General features: G+C 69.9%; 16 protein-coding genes. 4 read left to right on the top strand and 12 right to left on the bottom strand.

Annotation, left to right across the window (positions count from 1 at the left end):
- Nucleotides 1-10: 10 nt before the first annotated feature.
- The 6 genes from addB to ahcY form a co-directional block, all read right to left on the bottom strand.
- Nucleotides 11-3,139 carry a double-strand break repair protein AddB gene (gene addB / locus ACV7NL_RS07885; protein ID WP_463355348.1) on the bottom strand — a complete coding sequence of 1,043 codons (3,129 nt, stop codon included), beginning with the start codon at nt 3,137-3,139 and terminating at the stop codon, nt 11-13.
- Nucleotides 3,140-3,203: 64 nt separating this feature from the next.
- The gene (locus ACV7NL_RS07880; RefSeq protein WP_463355347.1) at nt 3,204-3,941 is read right to left on the bottom strand and encodes a nucleotidyltransferase family protein; all 738 of its coding nucleotides are present in this window, start codon (nt 3,939-3,941) and stop codon (nt 3,204-3,206) included.
- Nucleotides 3,942-3,977: 36 nt separating this feature from the next.
- A complete protein-coding gene (locus ACV7NL_RS07875) occupies nt 3,978-4,403 on the bottom strand; it encodes a VOC family protein (RefSeq protein ID WP_463355346.1) in 426 nt (141 codons plus the stop codon).
- Nucleotides 4,404-4,411: 8 nt separating this feature from the next.
- The gene (gene tsaE, locus ACV7NL_RS07870; protein ID WP_082503964.1) at nt 4,412-5,938 is read right to left on the bottom strand and encodes a tRNA (adenosine(37)-N6)-threonylcarbamoyltransferase complex ATPase subunit type 1 TsaE; all 1,527 of its coding nucleotides are present in this window, start codon (nt 5,936-5,938) and stop codon (nt 4,412-4,414) included.
- A 227-nt stretch (nt 5,939-6,165) separates the two neighbouring features.
- Nucleotides 6,166-8,664 (bottom strand): sensor histidine kinase, encoded by a 2,499-nt coding sequence (locus ACV7NL_RS07865; protein ID WP_056180042.1) that lies wholly within the window; start codon nt 8,662-8,664, stop codon nt 6,166-6,168.
- 350 nt (nt 8,665-9,014) lie between these two features.
- Nucleotides 9,015-10,415 (bottom strand): adenosylhomocysteinase, encoded by a 1,401-nt coding sequence (gene ahcY, locus ACV7NL_RS07860; protein WP_056484008.1) that lies wholly within the window; start codon nt 10,413-10,415, stop codon nt 9,015-9,017.
- Between the two features lie 333 nt (nt 10,416-10,748).
- Between ahcY and ACV7NL_RS07855 the strand changes: the two genes are divergently transcribed.
- Entirely contained in the window at nt 10,749-11,081 is a 333-nt protein-coding gene (locus ACV7NL_RS07855; protein WP_156633754.1) for a hypothetical protein, read from the top strand.
- A 3-nt stretch (nt 11,082-11,084) separates the two neighbouring features.
- On the opposite strand, the gene ACV7NL_RS07850 is transcribed toward ACV7NL_RS07855, so the two are convergent.
- Together ACV7NL_RS07850 and ACV7NL_RS07845 are read right to left on the bottom strand one after the other, a co-directional pair.
- Entirely contained in the window at nt 11,085-12,701 is a 1,617-nt protein-coding gene (locus ACV7NL_RS07850; RefSeq protein WP_463355345.1) for an AMP-binding protein, read from the bottom strand.
- A 10-nt stretch (nt 12,702-12,711) separates the two neighbouring features.
- Entirely contained in the window at nt 12,712-13,311 is a 600-nt protein-coding gene (locus ACV7NL_RS07845; protein WP_463355344.1) for a nitroreductase family protein, read from the bottom strand.
- A gap of 306 nt (nt 13,312-13,617) precedes the next feature.
- On the opposite strand from ACV7NL_RS07845, the gene ACV7NL_RS07840 reads away from it, so the two are divergent.
- The gene (locus tag ACV7NL_RS07840) at nt 13,618-14,991 is read left to right on the top strand and encodes a GGDEF domain-containing protein (RefSeq protein ID WP_463355343.1); all 1,374 of its coding nucleotides are present in this window, start codon (nt 13,618-13,620) and stop codon (nt 14,989-14,991) included.
- Between the two features lie 39 nt (nt 14,992-15,030).
- On the opposite strand, the gene ACV7NL_RS07835 is transcribed toward ACV7NL_RS07840, so the two are convergent.
- Entirely contained in the window at nt 15,031-15,270 is a 240-nt protein-coding gene (locus ACV7NL_RS07835) for a hypothetical protein (protein ID WP_056483993.1), read from the bottom strand.
- Nucleotides 15,271-15,356: 86 nt separating this feature from the next.
- Nucleotides 15,357-15,584, bottom strand: a complete 228-nt coding sequence (locus ACV7NL_RS07830) for a hypothetical protein (protein WP_056179265.1) — start codon at nt 15,582-15,584, stop codon at nt 15,357-15,359.
- A 142-nt stretch (nt 15,585-15,726) separates the two neighbouring features.
- On the opposite strand from ACV7NL_RS07830, the gene ACV7NL_RS07825 reads away from it, so the two are divergent.
- Complete coding sequence (locus tag ACV7NL_RS07825; RefSeq protein ID WP_247635000.1) at nt 15,727-15,984, top strand: hypothetical protein; 258 nt, start codon at nt 15,727-15,729, stop codon at nt 15,982-15,984.
- Nucleotides 15,985-16,024: 40 nt separating this feature from the next.
- On the opposite strand, the gene ACV7NL_RS07820 is transcribed toward ACV7NL_RS07825, so the two are convergent.
- Nucleotides 16,025-16,630: a glutathione peroxidase gene (locus ACV7NL_RS07820; RefSeq protein ID WP_463355342.1), complete on the bottom strand. Its 606-nt coding sequence runs from the start codon at nt 16,628-16,630 to the stop codon at nt 16,025-16,027.
- Nucleotides 16,631-16,806: 176 nt separating this feature from the next.
- On the opposite strand from ACV7NL_RS07820, the gene ACV7NL_RS07815 reads away from it, so the two are divergent.
- Nucleotides 16,807-17,331, top strand: coding sequence for a PRC-barrel domain-containing protein (locus ACV7NL_RS07815; protein ID WP_056179255.1), 525 nt, complete (start codon nt 16,807-16,809; stop codon nt 17,329-17,331).
- Nucleotides 17,332-17,545: 214 nt separating this feature from the next.
- Here the strand turns inward: ACV7NL_RS07815 and ACV7NL_RS07810 are convergent, their stop codons facing one another.
- Nucleotides 17,546-17,980, bottom strand: coding sequence for a response regulator (locus tag ACV7NL_RS07810; RefSeq protein ID WP_056179252.1), 435 nt, complete (start codon nt 17,978-17,980; stop codon nt 17,546-17,548).
- Between the last annotated feature and the right edge of the window lie 135 nt (nt 17,981-18,115).

The following is an 18,115-nucleotide window of genomic DNA, read 5'->3' as shown; positions in this document are numbered from 1 at the left end:
TGGGCCCACCTCAGCCTTCGCCCTCGCCGCCGAGGGACCATTCGAGCACCCGGGCCAGGTGGTCGTAATCGCCGTAGGACTTGGCGTATTTCGGGTAGGGCCGCGAGGTGTAGGCGGCCTCGCCCGTGAGAAAGCGGGCGACCAGGCCGCGGAAGCGGGCGACATGCTCGGTCACGATGGCCGGGACCTCGCGCTCGTCGCCGCGCGGGGCCTTCACGGCCAACGGCTCGAACGGTTTGCGGCCACCCGAGGCGTGGACGTAGAGGAGATCGGGCGTCAGCGTACTGGCCGGGAAGCCCTCGAAGGCGCCCGCCATGAGCATGGCGGCCTCCAGGGTGAGCTGGGGCGAGAAACCGGCGAAGACCTCCTTGTTGCTCGGTGGCAAACCGGTCTTGAAGTCGACGATGCAGGCGCCTCCGTCGCGGCGGCGCTCGATCCGGTCGGCACGAGCCCGCAGGGTGAAGCTCTCGGTTCCCATGGGGATCACCCACTTGCCCGAGATCTCGGGATGGACCCTGGCCACATCCGCGCGCCGCTCGGTCTCCCAGTCGAGGAATTTGGACGCCAGCCGCTCGTAGCGCGGCCACCACTCGGCATAGAGCTCCGGGTAGGTGTCCGAGATCGGCCGGAAGGCGTTGAGCGCAAGGTTGAACAGCCGCTCCACGGCGGCGTCCGGCAGGGCCTCGGGATGGTCCTCGGCGAATTGTCCGAGAATGTCGTGGATCAGCGTGCCCCGATCGGCGGCGCCGGGTTCGGCCGCCACCGGATCGAGGGGGTCGAGGCCGAGCACGTGCCGGGCGAAGATGACGTAGGGGTCGCGCACCAGGGTCTCGACCTCGGTGACGCTGAGCGAGCGCGGGAACAGCGCCGGATCGGGCTTCGGCCGCGGCTGCTTCAGGCGCGGCTGGGCCGGGCCGGTGCCCTGGTCGAGGGCGGCCGCGTAGGCCGAGAAGCGGCGCCCGGCCCCGAGTGCCCGATTCCAGCACGCCTCTCCGCTGAAGGCGCGCAGGCGCTGGAGGAAGCGCGACGGCACGGTCGGCGCGCCCTCGCGCTTGGCCGCCCGGGTGACGAGGGCGTCGTGGTGGCCCAGAGCCTGTACGAAGTCGTGCGCGCTCTGGCCGATGCGGCGCTCGGGCGGGTTGAGGCCGATGCGCTCGCGCATGGGCCGGTTGAGGAAGGCGTCGGTGGTCGTCTTCATCGGCCAGACGCCCTCGTCGAGGCCACCGAGCACCACGCGGTCGACGCTCATCAGGCGGGCTTCGAGCAGGCCGAGGATGCGCAGGCGCGGATGCGGGCGCCCGTCGCTGCAGGCGACCAGGCGTTCGCGGGCGAGCGCGGTGAAGAAGGCCGGATAATCGCCGAAGCGCCCGGGCAGAAGGCCGGGCTCGGCCATCTCCAGATCGTCGAACAGGGCGTCGAGCACCCCGAGGGAGGCGTCGTCGACGGCCTCGCTTTCGGCCGCATCGATCAACATGTCGAAGGTGGCACGGTGGTTCGCCGCGTAGGCGACGAGATTCCCGACGCCCCGATGGTCGACGTCGAGAAATCCCGTGAAGGCCAGTTGCAACCGATCCAGGAGATCGGCGGCCAGATCCCAGTCCTTTTCAGTCAGGCGGCGCTTGGCGCGCGGGCGCCGTCCGGTGGCGGCCCGCTGATCGGCCAGGGCCTCGCGCAGGCCCGCAAAGCCCGGCGCCGGGGCGGGGCCGCGCAGGGTGCCGATCTCCAGGGCGGCGGCGGCCCGCACCACGTCGCTGCGGGGCAGGCCGAGCCGGACATACGGGTGCGACAGCAGCGTGATGAGCCGGGCCGGCTCCAGATCGGCGGCCAGTTCCGCGGCGAGCCGGGCGAGACGCCCGGCCCGGCTGCGCGACAGGGCCTCGCCCCCGGAATCCTCGGCGACGATCCCCCAGCGCGCCAGTTCGGCCGCGACCCGTACGGCCAGGGCCCGGTCCGGCGTGACCAGGGCCGCCGTGGCGCCCGGCACTTCCAGGGTCTCCCGGAGCGCGATGGCGATGATCAGCGCCTCCTCCCGCTCGTCGGTGGCCTCGACCACGGCGAGCCCCTGCATCCCGGCCTCCGCCAGGGCCGCGCGGTCGGGCGGATCGAGATCGGCCCAGGCCTCGGTGGTCTCGGCCGGACGCAGGGCCTGCGACAGCAGGCCGAAGCGGGCGCGGCCCTCGGCGGAGGGGTCGCCGAGGGCGACCACCCGCGACCGGTCCAGGTTCAGGCAGCCCGGACCGAGGAGGCGATGCAGGATCGCCTGGGGATGGCCGTGGGCGATCTCCCGCGAGAACCCCTCGCCGGTCTCGATGGCGTCCCAGCCGGAGGCATCGAGGTCGGAATCGAGCCCCGGCAGCACCACGGCGCCACGCGGCAGGCCCGCCACCGCGCCGATGAGGCGGGCGGTCGCCGGCACCGAGCCGGTCGAACCGGCCACGATCACCGGGTCGCCCGGGCGCTCGCGGGCGAGGCGCTCGGCCTCGGCCAGGACGAGCCGGCGGGAACGGGACACCGGGTCGCTCATGCCGCGCTCGGCCAGGATACCGGGCCACGCCTCGGCGGCGATCTTCACGAAATCCAGGGTCAGGCCGAAATAGCGCGAGTACTCGGCCTCGACCGCGCCTGCGATCTCGGCCCAGGGCAGGCCTTCCACCGTGAGGGCGTCCATCAGGCGTTCGAGGTCGGCGGCGAGGCCGATCGCGTCGGCCGGGGAGGACGGCACCAGGAACGGCACGTCGTCGTCGATGGGCAGCAAGGTGCGGTCCACCGCCTCGGCCCAGCTCTGCACCAGGCGCGCCAGGATCAGCCGACGCTCCAGAGGCGGCATGGCCGGGGCGAGCAGGTCCGGTCCGTTCTCCAGGAGCGGATTGGCGGCAAGATCGAGTTCCGCCTCGTCCGCCTCGCCGAGGGGCACCATGCGCGGCAGGAGGGCCGCCTGTCCCAGCCGCGCCGCCAGGATCGCCGAGAGGGCACGCACCGCCCTCTGGGTCGGCAGATAGACGGTGACGGAGGCGAGCGCGTAGGGATCGCTGCCGATGTCGCCGACCAGCCGCCCGGAGATCAGGGCCTCGGCCAGGGTCGGCAGGAAGGGCGCGGCAGGCGGAATGGTGAAGACGTGGGATTCGTCGGAGGTCGGCATGCCATGATCCATGCCACCAAATGGCGCCGCCTGGAATGCGGCGCCCTGACGATCCCCGAGCGCTTCAGACCACCGGCGCCGTCGACTTCACGCGGGCCTCGGCGGCGGTGATCGCCTCCGGCGTTCCGACATGGAGCCATTGTCCGTCGAGGCGGAGCCCGTACAGGCGCCCGGCCGCGATGGCGCGGTCGAACAGCAGGTTGAGAGAGAACGCGCCCTCGGGCGTGTCGGCGAACAGCGCCGGCTTCAGGATCGCGACGCCCGCGTAGATGAAGGGCGCCACCTCTCGTTCGCCGCGCCGCTCGAGAGCGCCGGACGAGGTCATGACGAAATCGCCGCCGCCCTCGTAGCCGAGGCTGGTGGCGGTGGGGGCGACCAGGAGCAGGATGTCCATCGCCTCCGGGTCCCAGGCGGCGATCAGGCGGCCGAGATTCGATTCCGGCCCCTCCAGCCAGAACGAATCGGCGTTGAAGACGACGAAGGGCGTGTCGCCGAGGAGCGGCAGCGCCTTCTTCACCCCGCCGCCCGTCTCCAGCAAAGACTCACGCTCGTCCGAGATCACGATCGCGGGCGCGGTCCGGCGCTTGCCGACATGGCCCTCGATCAGGTCGGCGAGGTAGTGGACGTTGACCACGGCGTTGGTGATGCCGCCCTCAGCCGCCCGGTCGAGGGCGTGGTCGAGCAGCGCGCGGCCGGCCACCTCCACCAGGGGTTTGGGCACCGTCGCGGTGATCGGGCGCATGCGCTTGCCGAGTCCGGCCGCGAGGACGAAGGCGCGGGTGATGGGAGCAGCGTCGGACATGGTGGCTTCGTCTCGTCGGGTCGGGATGGGATCGGCTCAGGCGGGCAAGCGTACGCTGCCATCGGCCAGGGGCAGCAAGTCCGGGTTCCAGGCCACCTCCCAGAGCGCACCGTCGGGATCGGAGAAGTAGCCGGAATAGCCGCCCCAGAACGCGTCCTCCGCCGGTTTCACCAGGGTGGCGCCCGCCTCGACCGCCCGCGTCAGCACCGCGTCCGTCTCGGCCCGGCTCGCGGTGTTGTAGGCGAGCGCGAAGCCCCGGAAGCCATGGCCCTGCGGGGCGATACCCGCATCCCCGGCCAGGGCCGCGCGCGGATACAGGGACAGCACGAGGCCGCCGACCTGAAAGAAGGCGACGCCCTCCGTCGCATAGGTCGAGCGCGTCCAGCCCAAGGCCTCGTAAAAGCACACGGCCCGGGTGAGATCGGCGACGCCGAGGGTGAGGAGGGTGAGGCGGGGCTGCATCCTGGGTCTCACGCCTCCTCGGCCGCGTCCGGGGCGGCCTTCGGCACGAGATGCGGCAGGTGCGCCTCGTGCCACAGGCGCAGGCGGGTCAGGGCCGGGTGGTTGAGGTTGCGGGCGAGATAGGCCTCGATGCGCGGCAGGTGGGCAAGGTAGCCGGGCTTGCCGTCGCGCCGGTCGAGGCGGGCGAAGATGCCGAGGATCTTGGTGGCGCGCTGGGCCGCCAGCACCGCGTAGGCCCGGGCGAAGGTCTGCATGTCGAACTCGGGCTCGCGGGCCCGGCGCTCGCGGACGTAGAGCCCGAGCAGGCGCAGTTCGAACTCGGCGGTCGCATCGACCCGCGCGTCCTGAAGCAGCGAGGCGACATCGTAGGCGGGATGACCCAGGACCGCGTCCTGGAAGTCGATGACGCCGATGCGCTCCAGCCCCTCGCGGTCCGGCAGCCAGATCAGGTTCGGCGAGTGATAGTCGCGCAGAGTCCAGGTCGGGCGATCGGGCTTGATGCTGTCGAGCACCTCCGCCCACAGGGCCACGAACTCGGACCGGGCGGCATGGGGCAGCTCGCCGCCCCGGACCGACGGGCAGTACCAGTCGGGCAGCAGCTCGGTCTCGAACACCAGGGCTTCGAGGTCATAGGGCGGGAGCACGTGGTCGATCCCGTCGGCCACCGGCAGGACGCCGGGGAGTTCGGTGGCGTGGAGCTTCGCCAGCAGGCGCACCGCCTCGGCGTAGCGCTCCGGACGGGGGCCATTGGCATCCACCACCGGCTCGGAGCCGAGGTCCTCGATGATCAGCAGGCCCTCGGCGAGGTCCTCGCCGTAGATCCGCGGCGCCGAGAAGCCGAGGGCACGCAGGCCCCGGTCGACGCCCACGAAGGCATGCACGGTCTCGGCGAGCTTGACGATGGCGCTGTAGGGGCGGCCGTTGCGCACCGGCGGGCCGTCCGGACGGGGCGGCGAGATCATCAGCACCGCGCTCTTCCCGTCCGGCTTCACCAGCCGCTCGTAGGCGCGCGACGAGGCATCGCCCTGCATGTTGATGCGGGTGGCCTCGTCCCAGCCGCTGCGGACCAGGAGGAGCCGGAGGGCGCGAGCCCGCTTGAGTCGCGCGTCCATGCCACCGCTGCCGTCGATGCGGGCGAAGCGGGCGCCATCGCCGAACTCGGCCCGGAGCGAGAGGTCGATCCACAACATCGGCGCGTCGCGGGGGCCGAGGCGCTCGGGCCATTCCACCAACGTGATGGCGGTCTCGGCCATCTCGTCGAAGCCGAGTTCGACGAGTTCGTCGGGGCTGCGCAGGCGGTACAGGTCGGCATGCACGATCGGGCGACCGTTGGCCGCTTCGTAGGGCTGCATCAGCGTGAAGGTCGGGCTCGGCACATCGAGAGCCGGATCGCCGACCAGTTCGCGGATCAGCGCGCGGGCCAGGGTGGTCTTGCCGCCGCCGAGGCCGCCGGACAGGGCGACGATGTCGCCCGGCACCAGGAACTCGGCGAGGAAGCGGCCGAGATCCTCGGTGGCGCCCTCCTCCGGGAGCATGATCTCCCAGGCCGATTTCACCTCACGCTGGGGTGTGTCGGCACCATCCTCGTTCAACGCCCAACTCCTTCATGGCCGTGCGCCGTCGCGATCGGACCCGGATCGCGCGGAGACACGCTGTCATACCGGCGCATCCTTAACCAAATCGCGGGACCCACGAAGGCTCCCTCCCGTCGGTCCAAGGCTCCTTCCCAACGGTCATCGAGTCGTTGGTCCGACGAAGGCCGCTACTCGGCGGCATCCCGCCGCGCGCTCGGCTCGCTGATGGGAAAGGTGCAGGTGACGCGGGTGCCCGCGCCCGGGGCCGATTCCAGGCTGACGCGGCCGCCATGCAGTTCCACGAACGACCGGACGATCGACAGACCGAGCCCGACCCCGCGATGGCGCGTGCCCAGGGTGTTGCTCTCGAACCGGTCGAACACCCGCGCGGCGACCTCGTCCGGCATGCCCTGGCCCTGGTCCACCACCGCCAGGGTGAGTTCGGCGGCGTTGCGCCGGACCTCGACGCGGACCTGCTGGCCCGGCGACGAGAAGCCGACCGCGTTCGACAGGAGATTGAACAGGATCTGGCGCACGCGCTTGCCGTCGGCGACGAAGCTGCCGACGTCGTCGGGCACGTCGAGGTCGAGGGTGATGGCGGAATCGGCGAGCCGGTCCTCCAGGCCGCGCACGGCGGCGTCGACGGTGGAACGGACGTCGACCACCTCCCGGGACAGTTCGAGCGAGCCGGCATCGATGGAGGCGAGGTCGAGGATGTCGTTGATCATCACCAGCAGCGCGCCCGACGAGCGCATGATGTGACCGGAATATTCGCGCTGGCGCTCGTTGAGGGCGCCCACCGTCTCGTCGCCGAGGAGCTGGGTGAAGCCGATGATGTTGGTGAGCGGCGAGCGCAGCTCGTAGGAGACGTGATTCACGAAGGTGTCGCGCAGCTGCGAGGTGCGCTCCAGGGCGTCGTTCTTGTCGGTCAGCGCGCGCTCGACGTTCACGCTGGCGGTGACGTCGATCAGGGTGAGCAGGGTCGCGCCCTCCGGCAGCGGCTGGGCGGCGCAATCCAGCACCGTGCCGTCGACGATCTCCAGGCGACAGGTCAGACCGGCGCGGCTCTCGAGCCCCGTGATGGCACCGCGGATGTCGATCCACGGGTCCTCGTCGGGCGAGAGCGTCTGGCAGGCGGCGATGACCGCATCGACCCGGGGACGCTCGCCCAGGGTCTCGGGGTCGAGGCGCCACAGAGTGGCGAAGGCACGGTTGGCGAAGGTGAGGCGGCCATCGGCGCCGAACACCGCCACGGGCTCCTTGAGGGTGTCGAGGGTCTCGGCCTGCACCCGCATCAGCGCGTTGTAGCGCGACTCGAGCTTCATGTTCTCGGAAACGTCGTCGAACAGGTAGGTCAGGCCGCCCTGCGGGTTGGGGTCGGCGACGACCCGGAGGGAGCGCCCGTCGGGCAGGTACCACCAGGCTTCGTTGGCCTCGACCGCGCGATAGGCGGCCAGCACGTCGGCCTTCCAGGACTTGAAGTCGGCCTGTTCGGGCAACTTGCGCAGGGCCCGCAGCCGGTCGAGGATCTCGCCGTCGAGGGGGCGGCTGTCGAGGAAAGCCTGATCGAGGTCCCAGAGCTGGCGATAGGCGGTGTTGTGGAAGATCAGGCGCTGGCGGGCGTCGAACATCGCCACGGCGGTCGGCAACTGATCGAGGGTGCGGACATTGGCGTCCATCTGGCGCTGGAGGTCGGCGCGCACGCTTTCCAGCTCCGAGACGTCGACCGCGATGCCGACGCGGCCGGTCTCGATCGCGGTCTCGGTCACGTCCAGGGTCCGGCGCCCGCCGGCCACGACGGCGGAAAGGCGATGGGCGGCGCGACCGCCGGCGGCGAGCCGGGCGGCATCGTCGCGGGCGATGAACTCGCGCGCCTGCCGGTCGAGCAGCTCGACGCCGCCCTCGAGGGCGTTCTCGCGGGTCCCTGCCTCCACCGCCGCCACGTAGGCGAGGTTGACCCAGGCCAGGGCGCCGTCGCGGTTGCGGCGCCAGACCGGCTGCGGGATCGCATCGAGGAGGCTGCCCAGGGCGGACAGGCCGCGCTTGGCCTCATACAGGGTGAGACGCAGGTCGATCAGTTCGCGCTTCTCGTCCGTCGTCTCGCGCAGGCGCAGGATCGCGCGGCCGGACAGGGCCTGCCCATGCGCGTCGATGAAGCGGCCGGACTGGGTGCGCAGGCTCAGGCGGAACCCTGTTCCGCGCGCTCGCAGGGCCTCGACCGCCGTGTTGAGCGCATCGGCGTCGACCGCGTGCAGCCAGGTCTCGAAGCTGAGGAAGCCCGCAAGCGGGCCGGCGGCGGCGCGCTTGCCGTCGATGAGGCCGATATCGCCCTCGACCGTCGGCGTTCCGCGGCCGGACCACGTCACCAGCACCTGGCGCTCGGCGTTGAGCAGCATCTCGGCCCGGTCGTGCGATTCGCGCAACGCGGAGAGTTCGTTGACGAGGTCGCGCTCGCGCCGGGTCCAGCGGCTGCGCTCGCGCATGTGCAGCAGGGCGACGATGGTGGCGAACACCGTCAGGCCGATGAGGATCGCGAGCCCGGCCGCGTTGTGCGTGTACTGCCCGACCCCCGATGCGACAGCGCTGACGTCTATCCCCGGTCCGGCCGCGCGCGCCGGAGTGCCGGCGACGGCGACGACAAGGGAGCCGACGCACAGCAGAATGCGCGCCGCTCGATCGACCCTCATGATCCGTCCCGCCTCCACGAATCTTCGATGAGACGCCAAAGCGCGCCCTTCCCGCAGCCGCCCGAAGGCCGGCTGCGAGCCACTCCATCTGAGGAATCCGCCCACACTAGCGCGAGGCGGAATCCTCCCGGAAGAGGGTTAAGCTTAACTTTAGAGCCTTCAAGGGCGATGGGCGGCGGAGGGCGCAGAAAAGCCACACTGCGGCGCCCGGAAACGCGCCGCGGGTCCGAACACCCTCAGGCCCGGCGCAACGCAATACGTGTCGCAAAACGCAAGAAGCCCGGCACATGGCCGGGCTTCGCGCGCCGCGTCAAGCGTCGGACGGTGCCCCGGAGGGCACCGCACCGGGCTCAGTAGCGGTAGTGGTCGGGCTTGAACGGGCCGTTCTCGGAGACGCCGATATAGGCGGCCTGGTCGGGACGGAGCTTCGAGAGCTTCACGCCGATCTTCTCGAGGTGGAGGAGCGCCACCTTCTCATCGAGGGCCTTCGGCAGGGTGTAGACCTGCTTCTCGTACTTGCCCGGGTTGGTCCAGAGTTCGATCTGGGCCAGGGTCTGGTTGGTGAACGAGGCCGACATCACGAAGGACGGGTGGCCGGTGGCGTTGCCGAGGTTCACCAGACGTCCCTCCGACAGGAGGATGATGCGGTGGCCGTCGGGGAAGGTGATCTCGTCCACCTGCGGCTTGATGTTCGACCACTGCATGTTCTTCAGGCCGGCGACCTGAATCTCGTTGTCGAAGTGACCGATGTTGCAGACGATCGCACGGTCCTTCATGGCCCGCATGTGCTCGATCGTGATGATGTCCTTGTTGCCGGTGGCGGTCACGAAGATGTCGGCGCGCGGGGCGGCGTCCTCCATCGTGACGACTTCGTAGCCTTCCATCGCGGCCTGGAGCGCGCAGATCGGATCGACCTCGGAGACCAGCACGCGGCAGCCGGCATGGCGCAGCGACGAGGCCGAACCCTTGCCGACGTCGCCGAAGCCGGCAACCATGGCGACCTTGCCGGCCATCATCACGTCGGTGCCGCGGCGGATACCGTCGACCAGCGACTCACGGCAGCCGTAGAGGTTGTCGAACTTCGACTTGGTGACGGCGTCGTTCACGTTGATCGCCGGGAAGAGCAGCTTGCCCTCCTTGGCGAGATTGTAGAGGCGGTGAACGCCGGTGGTGGTCTCCTCGGAGACGCCCTTGATCGAGTCGGCGAGACCGGCGAACCAGCCCTTCGGCTTCTCGGCGAGCTTCTTCTTGAGAAGCGCGAAGAAGATTTCCTCCTCCTCGGATTCCGGCTTGTCGAGGAAGGCGGTGTCGCCGTTCTCGGCGCGCAGGCCCAGGTGCACGAACATGGTGGCATCGCCGCCATCGTCGAGGATCATGTTCGGCAGGCCGCCGTCATGCCAGTCGAACAGCTTCGAGGTGTAGTCCCAGTATTCCTCGAGGGTCTCGCCCTTGATGGCGAAGACCGGGATGCCAGCGGCCGCGATGGCGGCGGCAGCGTGGTCCTGGGTCGAGTAGATGTTGCAGGAGACCCAGCGGATGTCGGCGCCGAGCGCCTTCAGGGTCTCGATCAGCACGGCCGTCTGGATCGTCATGTGCAGCGAGCCGGCGATCTTCGCGCCCTTGAGCGGCTGCGACGGACCGAACTCCTCGCGCGTGGCCATCAGGCCCGGCATCTCGGTCTCGGCGATCGAGATCTCCTTGCGGCCGTAATCGGCCAGACCGATGTCCTTGACGATGTAATCCTGGGCCATTTCGTAATCGCTCCGTCTCTCGTTGCGTGTCGGCGAGGGCTATAGCAGGGCGGGCGACGGGAGGCAATCAAGATATAAAGATGTCTTTATGCGAACGGTTCCAGCCAGCGTCGTCCGGCCGGAACGGGCGTCCCGCATGACAAATCCCGTATAACGTGTATTTTTCAAGATCAGTTGCGGCTGTGATCGGTGCGCGACTCGGGCAGGCTCCGGTGCAGGCGCACCACGCGGGGGCAGCAATCCATGATCCGGCACTCCGTCCCTTCGGCCGTGATCGGTCTTCTGGGGATCAGTCTTATCGGGATCGGGTCCGCTCAGGCGGGACCTAGGGGCGTGGCCACGTACGAGAAAGTGGTCTTGGGAGGCAGCCGCCTCACGGCGGCCTCGTTCGCGTCGCTGGATCCGACCTGCAAGTCCCTCGGCCCCATGACGATCAGCCTGATCGAAGCGCCGCATGACGGCCGCGTCCAGACGGGACAGGGACGGGAATACCCGAGCTTCTCGCTGTTCAACGCGCGCGCGCATTGCAATGCCCGCAAGCAGCCCGCCACCTTCGTGTTCTACACGCCGGCCCCCGGCTATACGGGCCAGGACGAATTCATGCTCGAACTCGTCGATCCGGCCGGAAATGTCGGCCGCGCCCGCTTCCGCGTAACCGTACGGTGAGACTCAACCTTCGTCGCGCAACTGGCGCCGGATGATCTTGCCCGTGGTGGTCATGGGCAGGTTCTCGCGAAACGCGATCTCGCGTGGATATTCGTGGGCCGAGAGGCGGGTGCGCACGAAGGCCTGGATCTCGCCCGCGAGAGCGTCGGAGGCGGCAAATCCGTCGCGCAGGACGACATAGGCCTTCACGATCTCGGTGCGCAGCGGGTCCGGCTTGCCGATGGCGGCGGCCAGCGCCACGGCCGGGTGCGCGCAGAGGCAATCCTCGATCTCGGCCGGGCCGATACGGTAGGCCGCCGAGGTGATGAGGTCGTCCTCGCGCCCGACGAAATGGACGTAGCCGTCGGCGTCGCGCCGGGCGGTGTCGCCGGTGAGCATCCAGTCGCCCGAAAACTTCTTCTCGGTCGCCTCCGGCTGGTTCCAGTAGCCCAGGAACATCACCGGGTCGGGCCGGGCGACGGCGATTTCCCCGGGTTCGTCGACGGCGGCCTCGGTCCCGTCGGCCCGCAGGATCGCCACCCGATGACCCGGCACCGGACGGCCGGTCGATCCGGCCCGTGCCACGCCGGCCGACGGGCAGGCGGCGAGGACGAGGTTGCACTCGGTCTGGCCATAGGCCTCGCCGATGGTGAGGCCGAGTTCCCGTTGGGCCCAGGCGAAGGTGTCCGGACCCAGGGCCTCGCCGGCGGAGGCGATGTTGCGCAGGCGGGAGAGATCGAAGCGCCCGCGCGGATCGGCGACGCCGCGCAGCATGCGCAGGGCGGTGGGAGGCAGGAACGCGGTGGTGATCGCCCGTTCGGCGATCAACCGGAGCGCGGCCTCCGGCTCGAAGCGGAAGCTCGGACAGGCCACCACCGGCACGCCGAGATGCAGGCTCGGCAGCGTCGCGTTGAGGAGGCCGCCGGCCCAGGCCCAGTCGGACGGCGTCCACATCCGGTCGCCGGCCTTCGGCGGGAAATCGTGCATCAGGCAGAAGCCCGGCAGATGCCCGAGCAGCACCCGGTGGGCATGAAGAGCCCCCTTGGCGAGGCCGGTGGTGCCGGAGGTGTAGATCATCAGCGCGGGATCGTCGGCCCGGGTGTCGCGGGCGGTGAACGCGCCGGATCCCTCCGCCATGAGGGCATCAAAGGCGACGGCCTCCCCGAGGGCGCCGTCGGTGCAGACCACGAGGTCGAGGTCCGGCAGGTCGGCCCGGATGGCCGCGAGCTTGGCGAGGCCGCCCGCGTCGGTGACGAGGGCGCGGGCTCCCGCGTCGGCGAGGCGGTAGCGCAGGGCGTCGGGTCCGAACAGGCCGGCGAGCGGCAGCGCGATGGCCCCGAGCTTGTAGGCGGCCGAATGGGCGACCACCACGGCGGCCGATTGCGGCAGCAGCACGCCGATGCGGTCGCCGGGGACGACGCCCCGGCCCCGCAATCCGGCGGCGAGCCGGTCGGATTGCGCCTTCAGGCCTGCGAACGTCGTCTCCGAGACCCGCGTCCCGACCACTTCCTGGATCGCCACGCGGCCCGGATCGCGGGCAGCCCAGCGGTCGCAGACATCGACGCCGATGTTGTAGCGCTCCGGGATGTCCCAGGCGAAACCGGCGACGAGACCGTCATAGTCGGGTGCGGGTCTCAGCACGGCATGCGGCTCAGGCGTCGATCGCCTTGAAGGTGCCGGCGAAGGCGAAGTCGGTGATCGGCCGACGTCCGTTCGGCACCTCCTTGGCGCGCTGCTCCTCGCTGAGGTCAGCCGGGTTCGCCACGCGCCCGACGGCGTAGGCCGCCTCGACCTGGTGGTCCGCCGGCACCTTGAGCACGGTGACGGAGCGCTCCTTGTCGAAGCCGCCCATGCCGTGCACGTGCCAGCCCTGGCGGGTCGCCTGAAGCTGGAAGTTCGCCGAGGCGGCGCCGGTGTCGAGGGAATGGCTGGCCGAAGGCTTCAGGCCGTCGCCGGTCTTCATCAGCTTGCTCGACACCAGGATGACGAGAGCGCCGGCGCCTTCCGCCCACTTGCGGTTGGCCGGCACCAGCAGGTCGAGGAAGGTCTCCCACTCGGGGGTGCCGCGCAGGGCGTAGACGAAGCGCCAGGGCTGCGAGTTGTAGGAGGACGGCGCCCAGCGCGCGGCCTCGATCATCCGGAGCAATTCGGATTCGGGAACCGCCTCGCCCGTGAAGGCGCGCGGCGACCACCGCTCGGTGAAGATCGGGTCGATGGCGTGGTCGGGCTGGCGCGGGTTCGAGTCGGTCACGGGCAGGCTCCCAAGGGTAGTGATCCCGGGCCGGTCGTCGCGCTCGGGATATCGGACCGGTGCGCCGTGCGCGCGGGTCGGGACCGGTTCAGGCCCCCTCCCGTGCAACGCCGAATCCAGTCCAACCCAGCCATGCACGAGATGGGCCGGGGGAGGCAATCGGCCATTTCGCGCCCCTCGGTCCAGCAGGACGAACGGCTTTCGCCGATCGCCGGCATTTTAGCGATCAGGGAAACCATGCCGACAGGACTTGTGAGCCAGATTCAGCCCTGGGCAGCCCTCGCCCGACCTTGGATTCCCCCATTCGTGACACGTTCGTCCGCTGCCCGATCGTCTGACGATCCGGGCCCGCAAGCCTGTCGCCGGGCTCCCTATCGCCACGTCTCCGCTCGCAAACCCGTCCTGCCTGCGAGCGATCGCCGGCTCGCCCTCATCGAGCGGACCCTTCGGGCCACACGCTGGCGCCTCGCCTTTCCGGCCGAACTCGAAACCCGGTTCGAGACGGAGACGGGACCGCGCCGCGTGCGTCACCTGCGCCGGTCCATCCTCATCGGGCTGGCCGTCTTCCACCTCTATGGCTGGGCGGCTTTCGTCACCACGCCCGACATGGCGGGCCTGAACCTCGCCCTGCGGCTCTGCCTGATGACGCCCGTGGCGGTGGCGCTGTTCTGGTCCCTGAGCCGGGTCGGGTCCGAGACCCGCGAAGCCCTGTGCAGCCTCAGCGTCCTGGTCGCCGCGCTGATCCCGGCCCTGATCCTGTGGCTCGGCACCGGGCCGAACGTCGCGCACGCGGCCACCGCGATCTGGCTGACGGTGATCTTCGCCAACATCTCGCTGGCACTGCGGTTCTTCTGGGCGTGCCTAATCTCCGGCGTCGTGTCGATCGCCGGAGGCCTCGCCATCGCGGCCCATCCCGAGATCGCGCCCGATCTCGCCCGGCTGGTGCGCCTCGACATGCTGATCGGCATCGCTTTCAGCCTGGGGGCCTGCCACCAGATCGAGCGGGCGCACCGGCGCAATTACCTGCACAGCCTGAGGGAATCCCTGCGTGCGCAGCAGCTCGTCGTGGCCAATGCCCGGCTCACGCGTCTCTCGACGACCGACCCGCTGACCGGCCTCGCCAACCGGCGCGCGTTTTCTCAGCGCCTCGAAGCCCTGTGGCACAGCTCCCGGCGCGGCGAACCCTTCGCGCTGATGCTGGTGGATGTGGACCATTTCAAGCGCTTCAATGACCATTACGGTCACGGGGCGGGCGACGACTGCCTGTGCGCGATCGCAGATCTGCTGACCTCGCGGCCCGGCAACGCCGCCGACCTCGTGGCGCGCTACGGCGGCGAGGAATTCGCCCTGCTGCTGCCGAGGCTGGACGCCACCGCGGCCATTGCCCTGGCCGAGCGCATCCGCGTGTCGCTGAACGCCCTGGCCCTGCCGCATGCGGGACGCGACGACGGCCTCGTGCACGTGACCGTCAGCGTGGGCGTCTCGGCGAGCCCGGACGGTGCCGAGACTCCGGCGGACCTGATCGAATCGGCCGATGCGGCCCTGTACGAGGCGAAATCGGCGGGACGCAATTGCACGCGGCGGGCGCCTCCGCAGCGGGCTGCGGCCGGAGCCGGTGCGCGCCCGCCGCTGGCGACCTGGACGATTCCCGACCGGGAGGACCTGCGACGCTCGGCCTGAGCGCCGCAGGTCCTCCCGGTTTTTATCGGGCGCTTCGACTTAATCGACCACCTTGGCGGTCGGTCGATCGTTGCCCTGGGCGGTCTCGTCGTGCCAGTTGCCTTGACCGTCCTGATAGCGGATGCCTTCCGTCGAGCCGGGCACCTGCTGCTCGGCCGCGGCCGCCTGGGCGGCCTGAAGAGCCTCGTCATGGCTCGGAAAGGTCTCGGAGAACACGTCACCGACCTTGTAGGCGTAGCCGCCATCGTGTTCGACGATGCGATAGGTGATCTCGGACATCGACTGTTCCTTCCCCGTTACGTGCGCCCGCTGGGCGCGCTTACGCATACGGGAGGTCGAACACGGAGCGGTTCGGGAGGTTCCCCTCAGTGCCGCGTCGGGGTGATCCAGGTCAGGGTGGGAATGGCCGCCTCGCAGCCCGCGATCAGGGAGCCCCGCACGTCGGACGGATCGTAGCCCGGCCCGTCCGGAAATCCGATCACATGCGTGGTGGCGCTGTCGGCACGGCGGATATGGGCGACCCACCCTTCCGGCGCCCGTTCGAAGACGATCTCGAAGACGGCCCCGGCGTGTTCGAACCGATGTGCTTTCATCTCGCCCTCTCTCACACGGCTCGAACCGGACAGGCCGGTCTGACATCGCGCGCCGGATGTGGGGGCTTGCACTCTCGGAGCAAAGGATGTCCGAAGCGAGCGATCGTCCCGCCCCTCCCATCCGGCCAAGGCCAGGAGCCGCATGCGCCCGTCCCGTCCCGCCCTGGTAGTCGCCCTCGCCGTCCCGCTGCTGATCGCGGGGGGCGGTGCCCGAGCCGAGTTCAGCCTGTTCGGCAGCGCCGACCGCACCCCGGCCAACCCCTTCGCGTCGAATTACGCCTCACCCCCGGTCCGCGCTACGGCCGAGGGGCCGCGGCGGAGCCGCCGCGCCAAACCGGCGGCCAATTCGGCGGCCAAGCCGGCTCCGGTCCTTCGCCCACCGCGCGACATTCCCCAGTAGTGAGCCCCGGTAGCGAGGAGGTTTGTCTCCGCGAGCCGGATCAGGCGGCCGGCAGCGCATTGGCGATCGCCGTGACAATGCGCGGATCGGCGGGCTCGACCGAGGACGGGAAGGCGCCGATCAGGCTTCCGTCGCGGTCGATCAGGTACTTGTGGAAGTTCCAGCCCGGCGTCGCGCCGGGCTTCTCGGCGGCGGCCCAGCGATAGAACGGATGGGCGCCGGGACCACGCACATGGGTCTTGGCGGTAACCGGAAAGGTGACGCCGTGATTCTTGCGCGCGGCCTCCGTTATGGCGAGGCCGTCCAGCGGCTCCTGATTGCCGAAATCGGCGGACGGCACCGCGATCACGGTGAGGCCGCGATCGCCGAATCGGGTCCACAGGCCCTGCAGGCCGGAGAACTGGCCGGCATAGCCGCAGGCGGTGGCGGTGTTCACGATCAGGATCGGCCGACCGGCATAGGCCGACAGCGGCAGGGTGCCGCCCTCGGGCGTCTCGAACGCGAAGGCCCCGGCGCGGAGGTCACCGGCGAGCACCGGCCGAACGCCCCAGGCGAGCGCTCCGCCGAGGATCGCCAGGGCGTGGCGCCGCGACAGGGTTCGCCCGGTCCCGGGGCGGCTGAGATTGGAAGGCAGGAAGCTCGACATCGCGCCACACCCGTCTGGGCGGAGGACCCGTTCCACCGCACCCGTCGCTGACAACCTAACGCCGGCGCGGGGTTCGTTCATCGGCAGTGCCGCCGGACGGGAACCTTTCACGGAGGCTCGAACTTGAGCGTGTGCCATTACGGACCCCACACTCGACCCTCGGAGAGACTTCGCCCATGCGCAGCCTGTTGCTCGGCACGACCCTTCTCGCTGCCAGCGCCACCTTTGCCCTCGCCCAATCGCCGGACGCCACGACGCCGGCGACCTCGTCCTCGGCGCCGATGCAGGCTGCGCCCGCCACCCTCGCCAACGATCTGCGCCCCACCTTCGTGGTGCAGAACAAGAGCGACATGGTCACCTCGAAGCTGATCGGCCTCACCATCCAGAACGGGGCCAGCGAGACCATCGGCGAGATCGCCGACGTGGTCCTCGACGACAAGAACACGGTGAAGTCCTGGGTGGTCGGCGTCGGCGGCTTCCTCGGCATCGGCACGAAGTACGTCGCCATCGATCCGAGTGCCCTCAAGCTCTCCCGCGTCGACGACACCACCCTGAAGGCGACCATCGACACCAACAAGGACCAACTGCGCGCCGCGCCGGAATACATCTATCTCGGCAAGGCCAAGGCCAACGCGGAGACCAAGCCTGCAGATTCGAGGCCTGTGGACTCCAAGCCTGTGGACACGAACAAGGCTCCGTAACCGCCGCTCCGGCGATCCCCACCCGTTAGGAAAGCCCTCGGCCTCGGCGCCGGGGGTTTTTTTCTTATGAAGAGGGCATTTCCGCACTGCGACCGGAATCCGCCGACGCGGCTTGTCAGGGATCCGTCACGAAACCGGAGTAAGGCGCCCGGGAAACGCGGTCGGGGCGCGGGTCCGACGGTCGGGATGGTGAATCGACGTGGCGACGATTCGATCAGGCGGAGTTGCGCAGAGCGTCACGAACCGTGCTCGCGACGTTGTCGATGCGCCGGACCGCGAGGATGCCGGCGCGGGCTTCGGGGCGGTCGCCGTCGAACAATTCCTCGAGCAGCCGGGTCGGTTCGACGTCGCTCTCCAGCGATTCCAGATCGCTCGCGAACACGATGCGCAGATGAGGCCGCAGGGCACGGGCCTCCTGGACCAGCTTCTGGCAACACAGCTCGCCCTGAAGGCTGACATCCGTCACAAGGACATCCACCGGAAGACCGAGGGCCAGCACCGTCATCGCGTCGACACCGCAATCGACCGTGGTGGCAGCATAGCCAGCGCGCCGGATCTGCGACGTGACTTCGTCACGCCAATGCTTTTGCCGACCCGCGATCAGAACCTGGACGCCGTAGGCGCCACCTGGCGAGGCTGGTAGTTCCATAGTCGAGACTCCCCACTCGCGCCTGGACATCCGTGCCGATCACCCCGGAAACTGTGCGTCGCAGCATGCTATGTCACGTTCGCTCGAACAGACAAGCCCTGCCGACAGGCGAGGTCTAGCGACGGACGCGTCCGG

The organism is Methylobacterium sp. Ger2507 (assembly GCF_055231875.1).
This window is presented reverse-complemented; position numbering and strand designations above follow the sequence as displayed.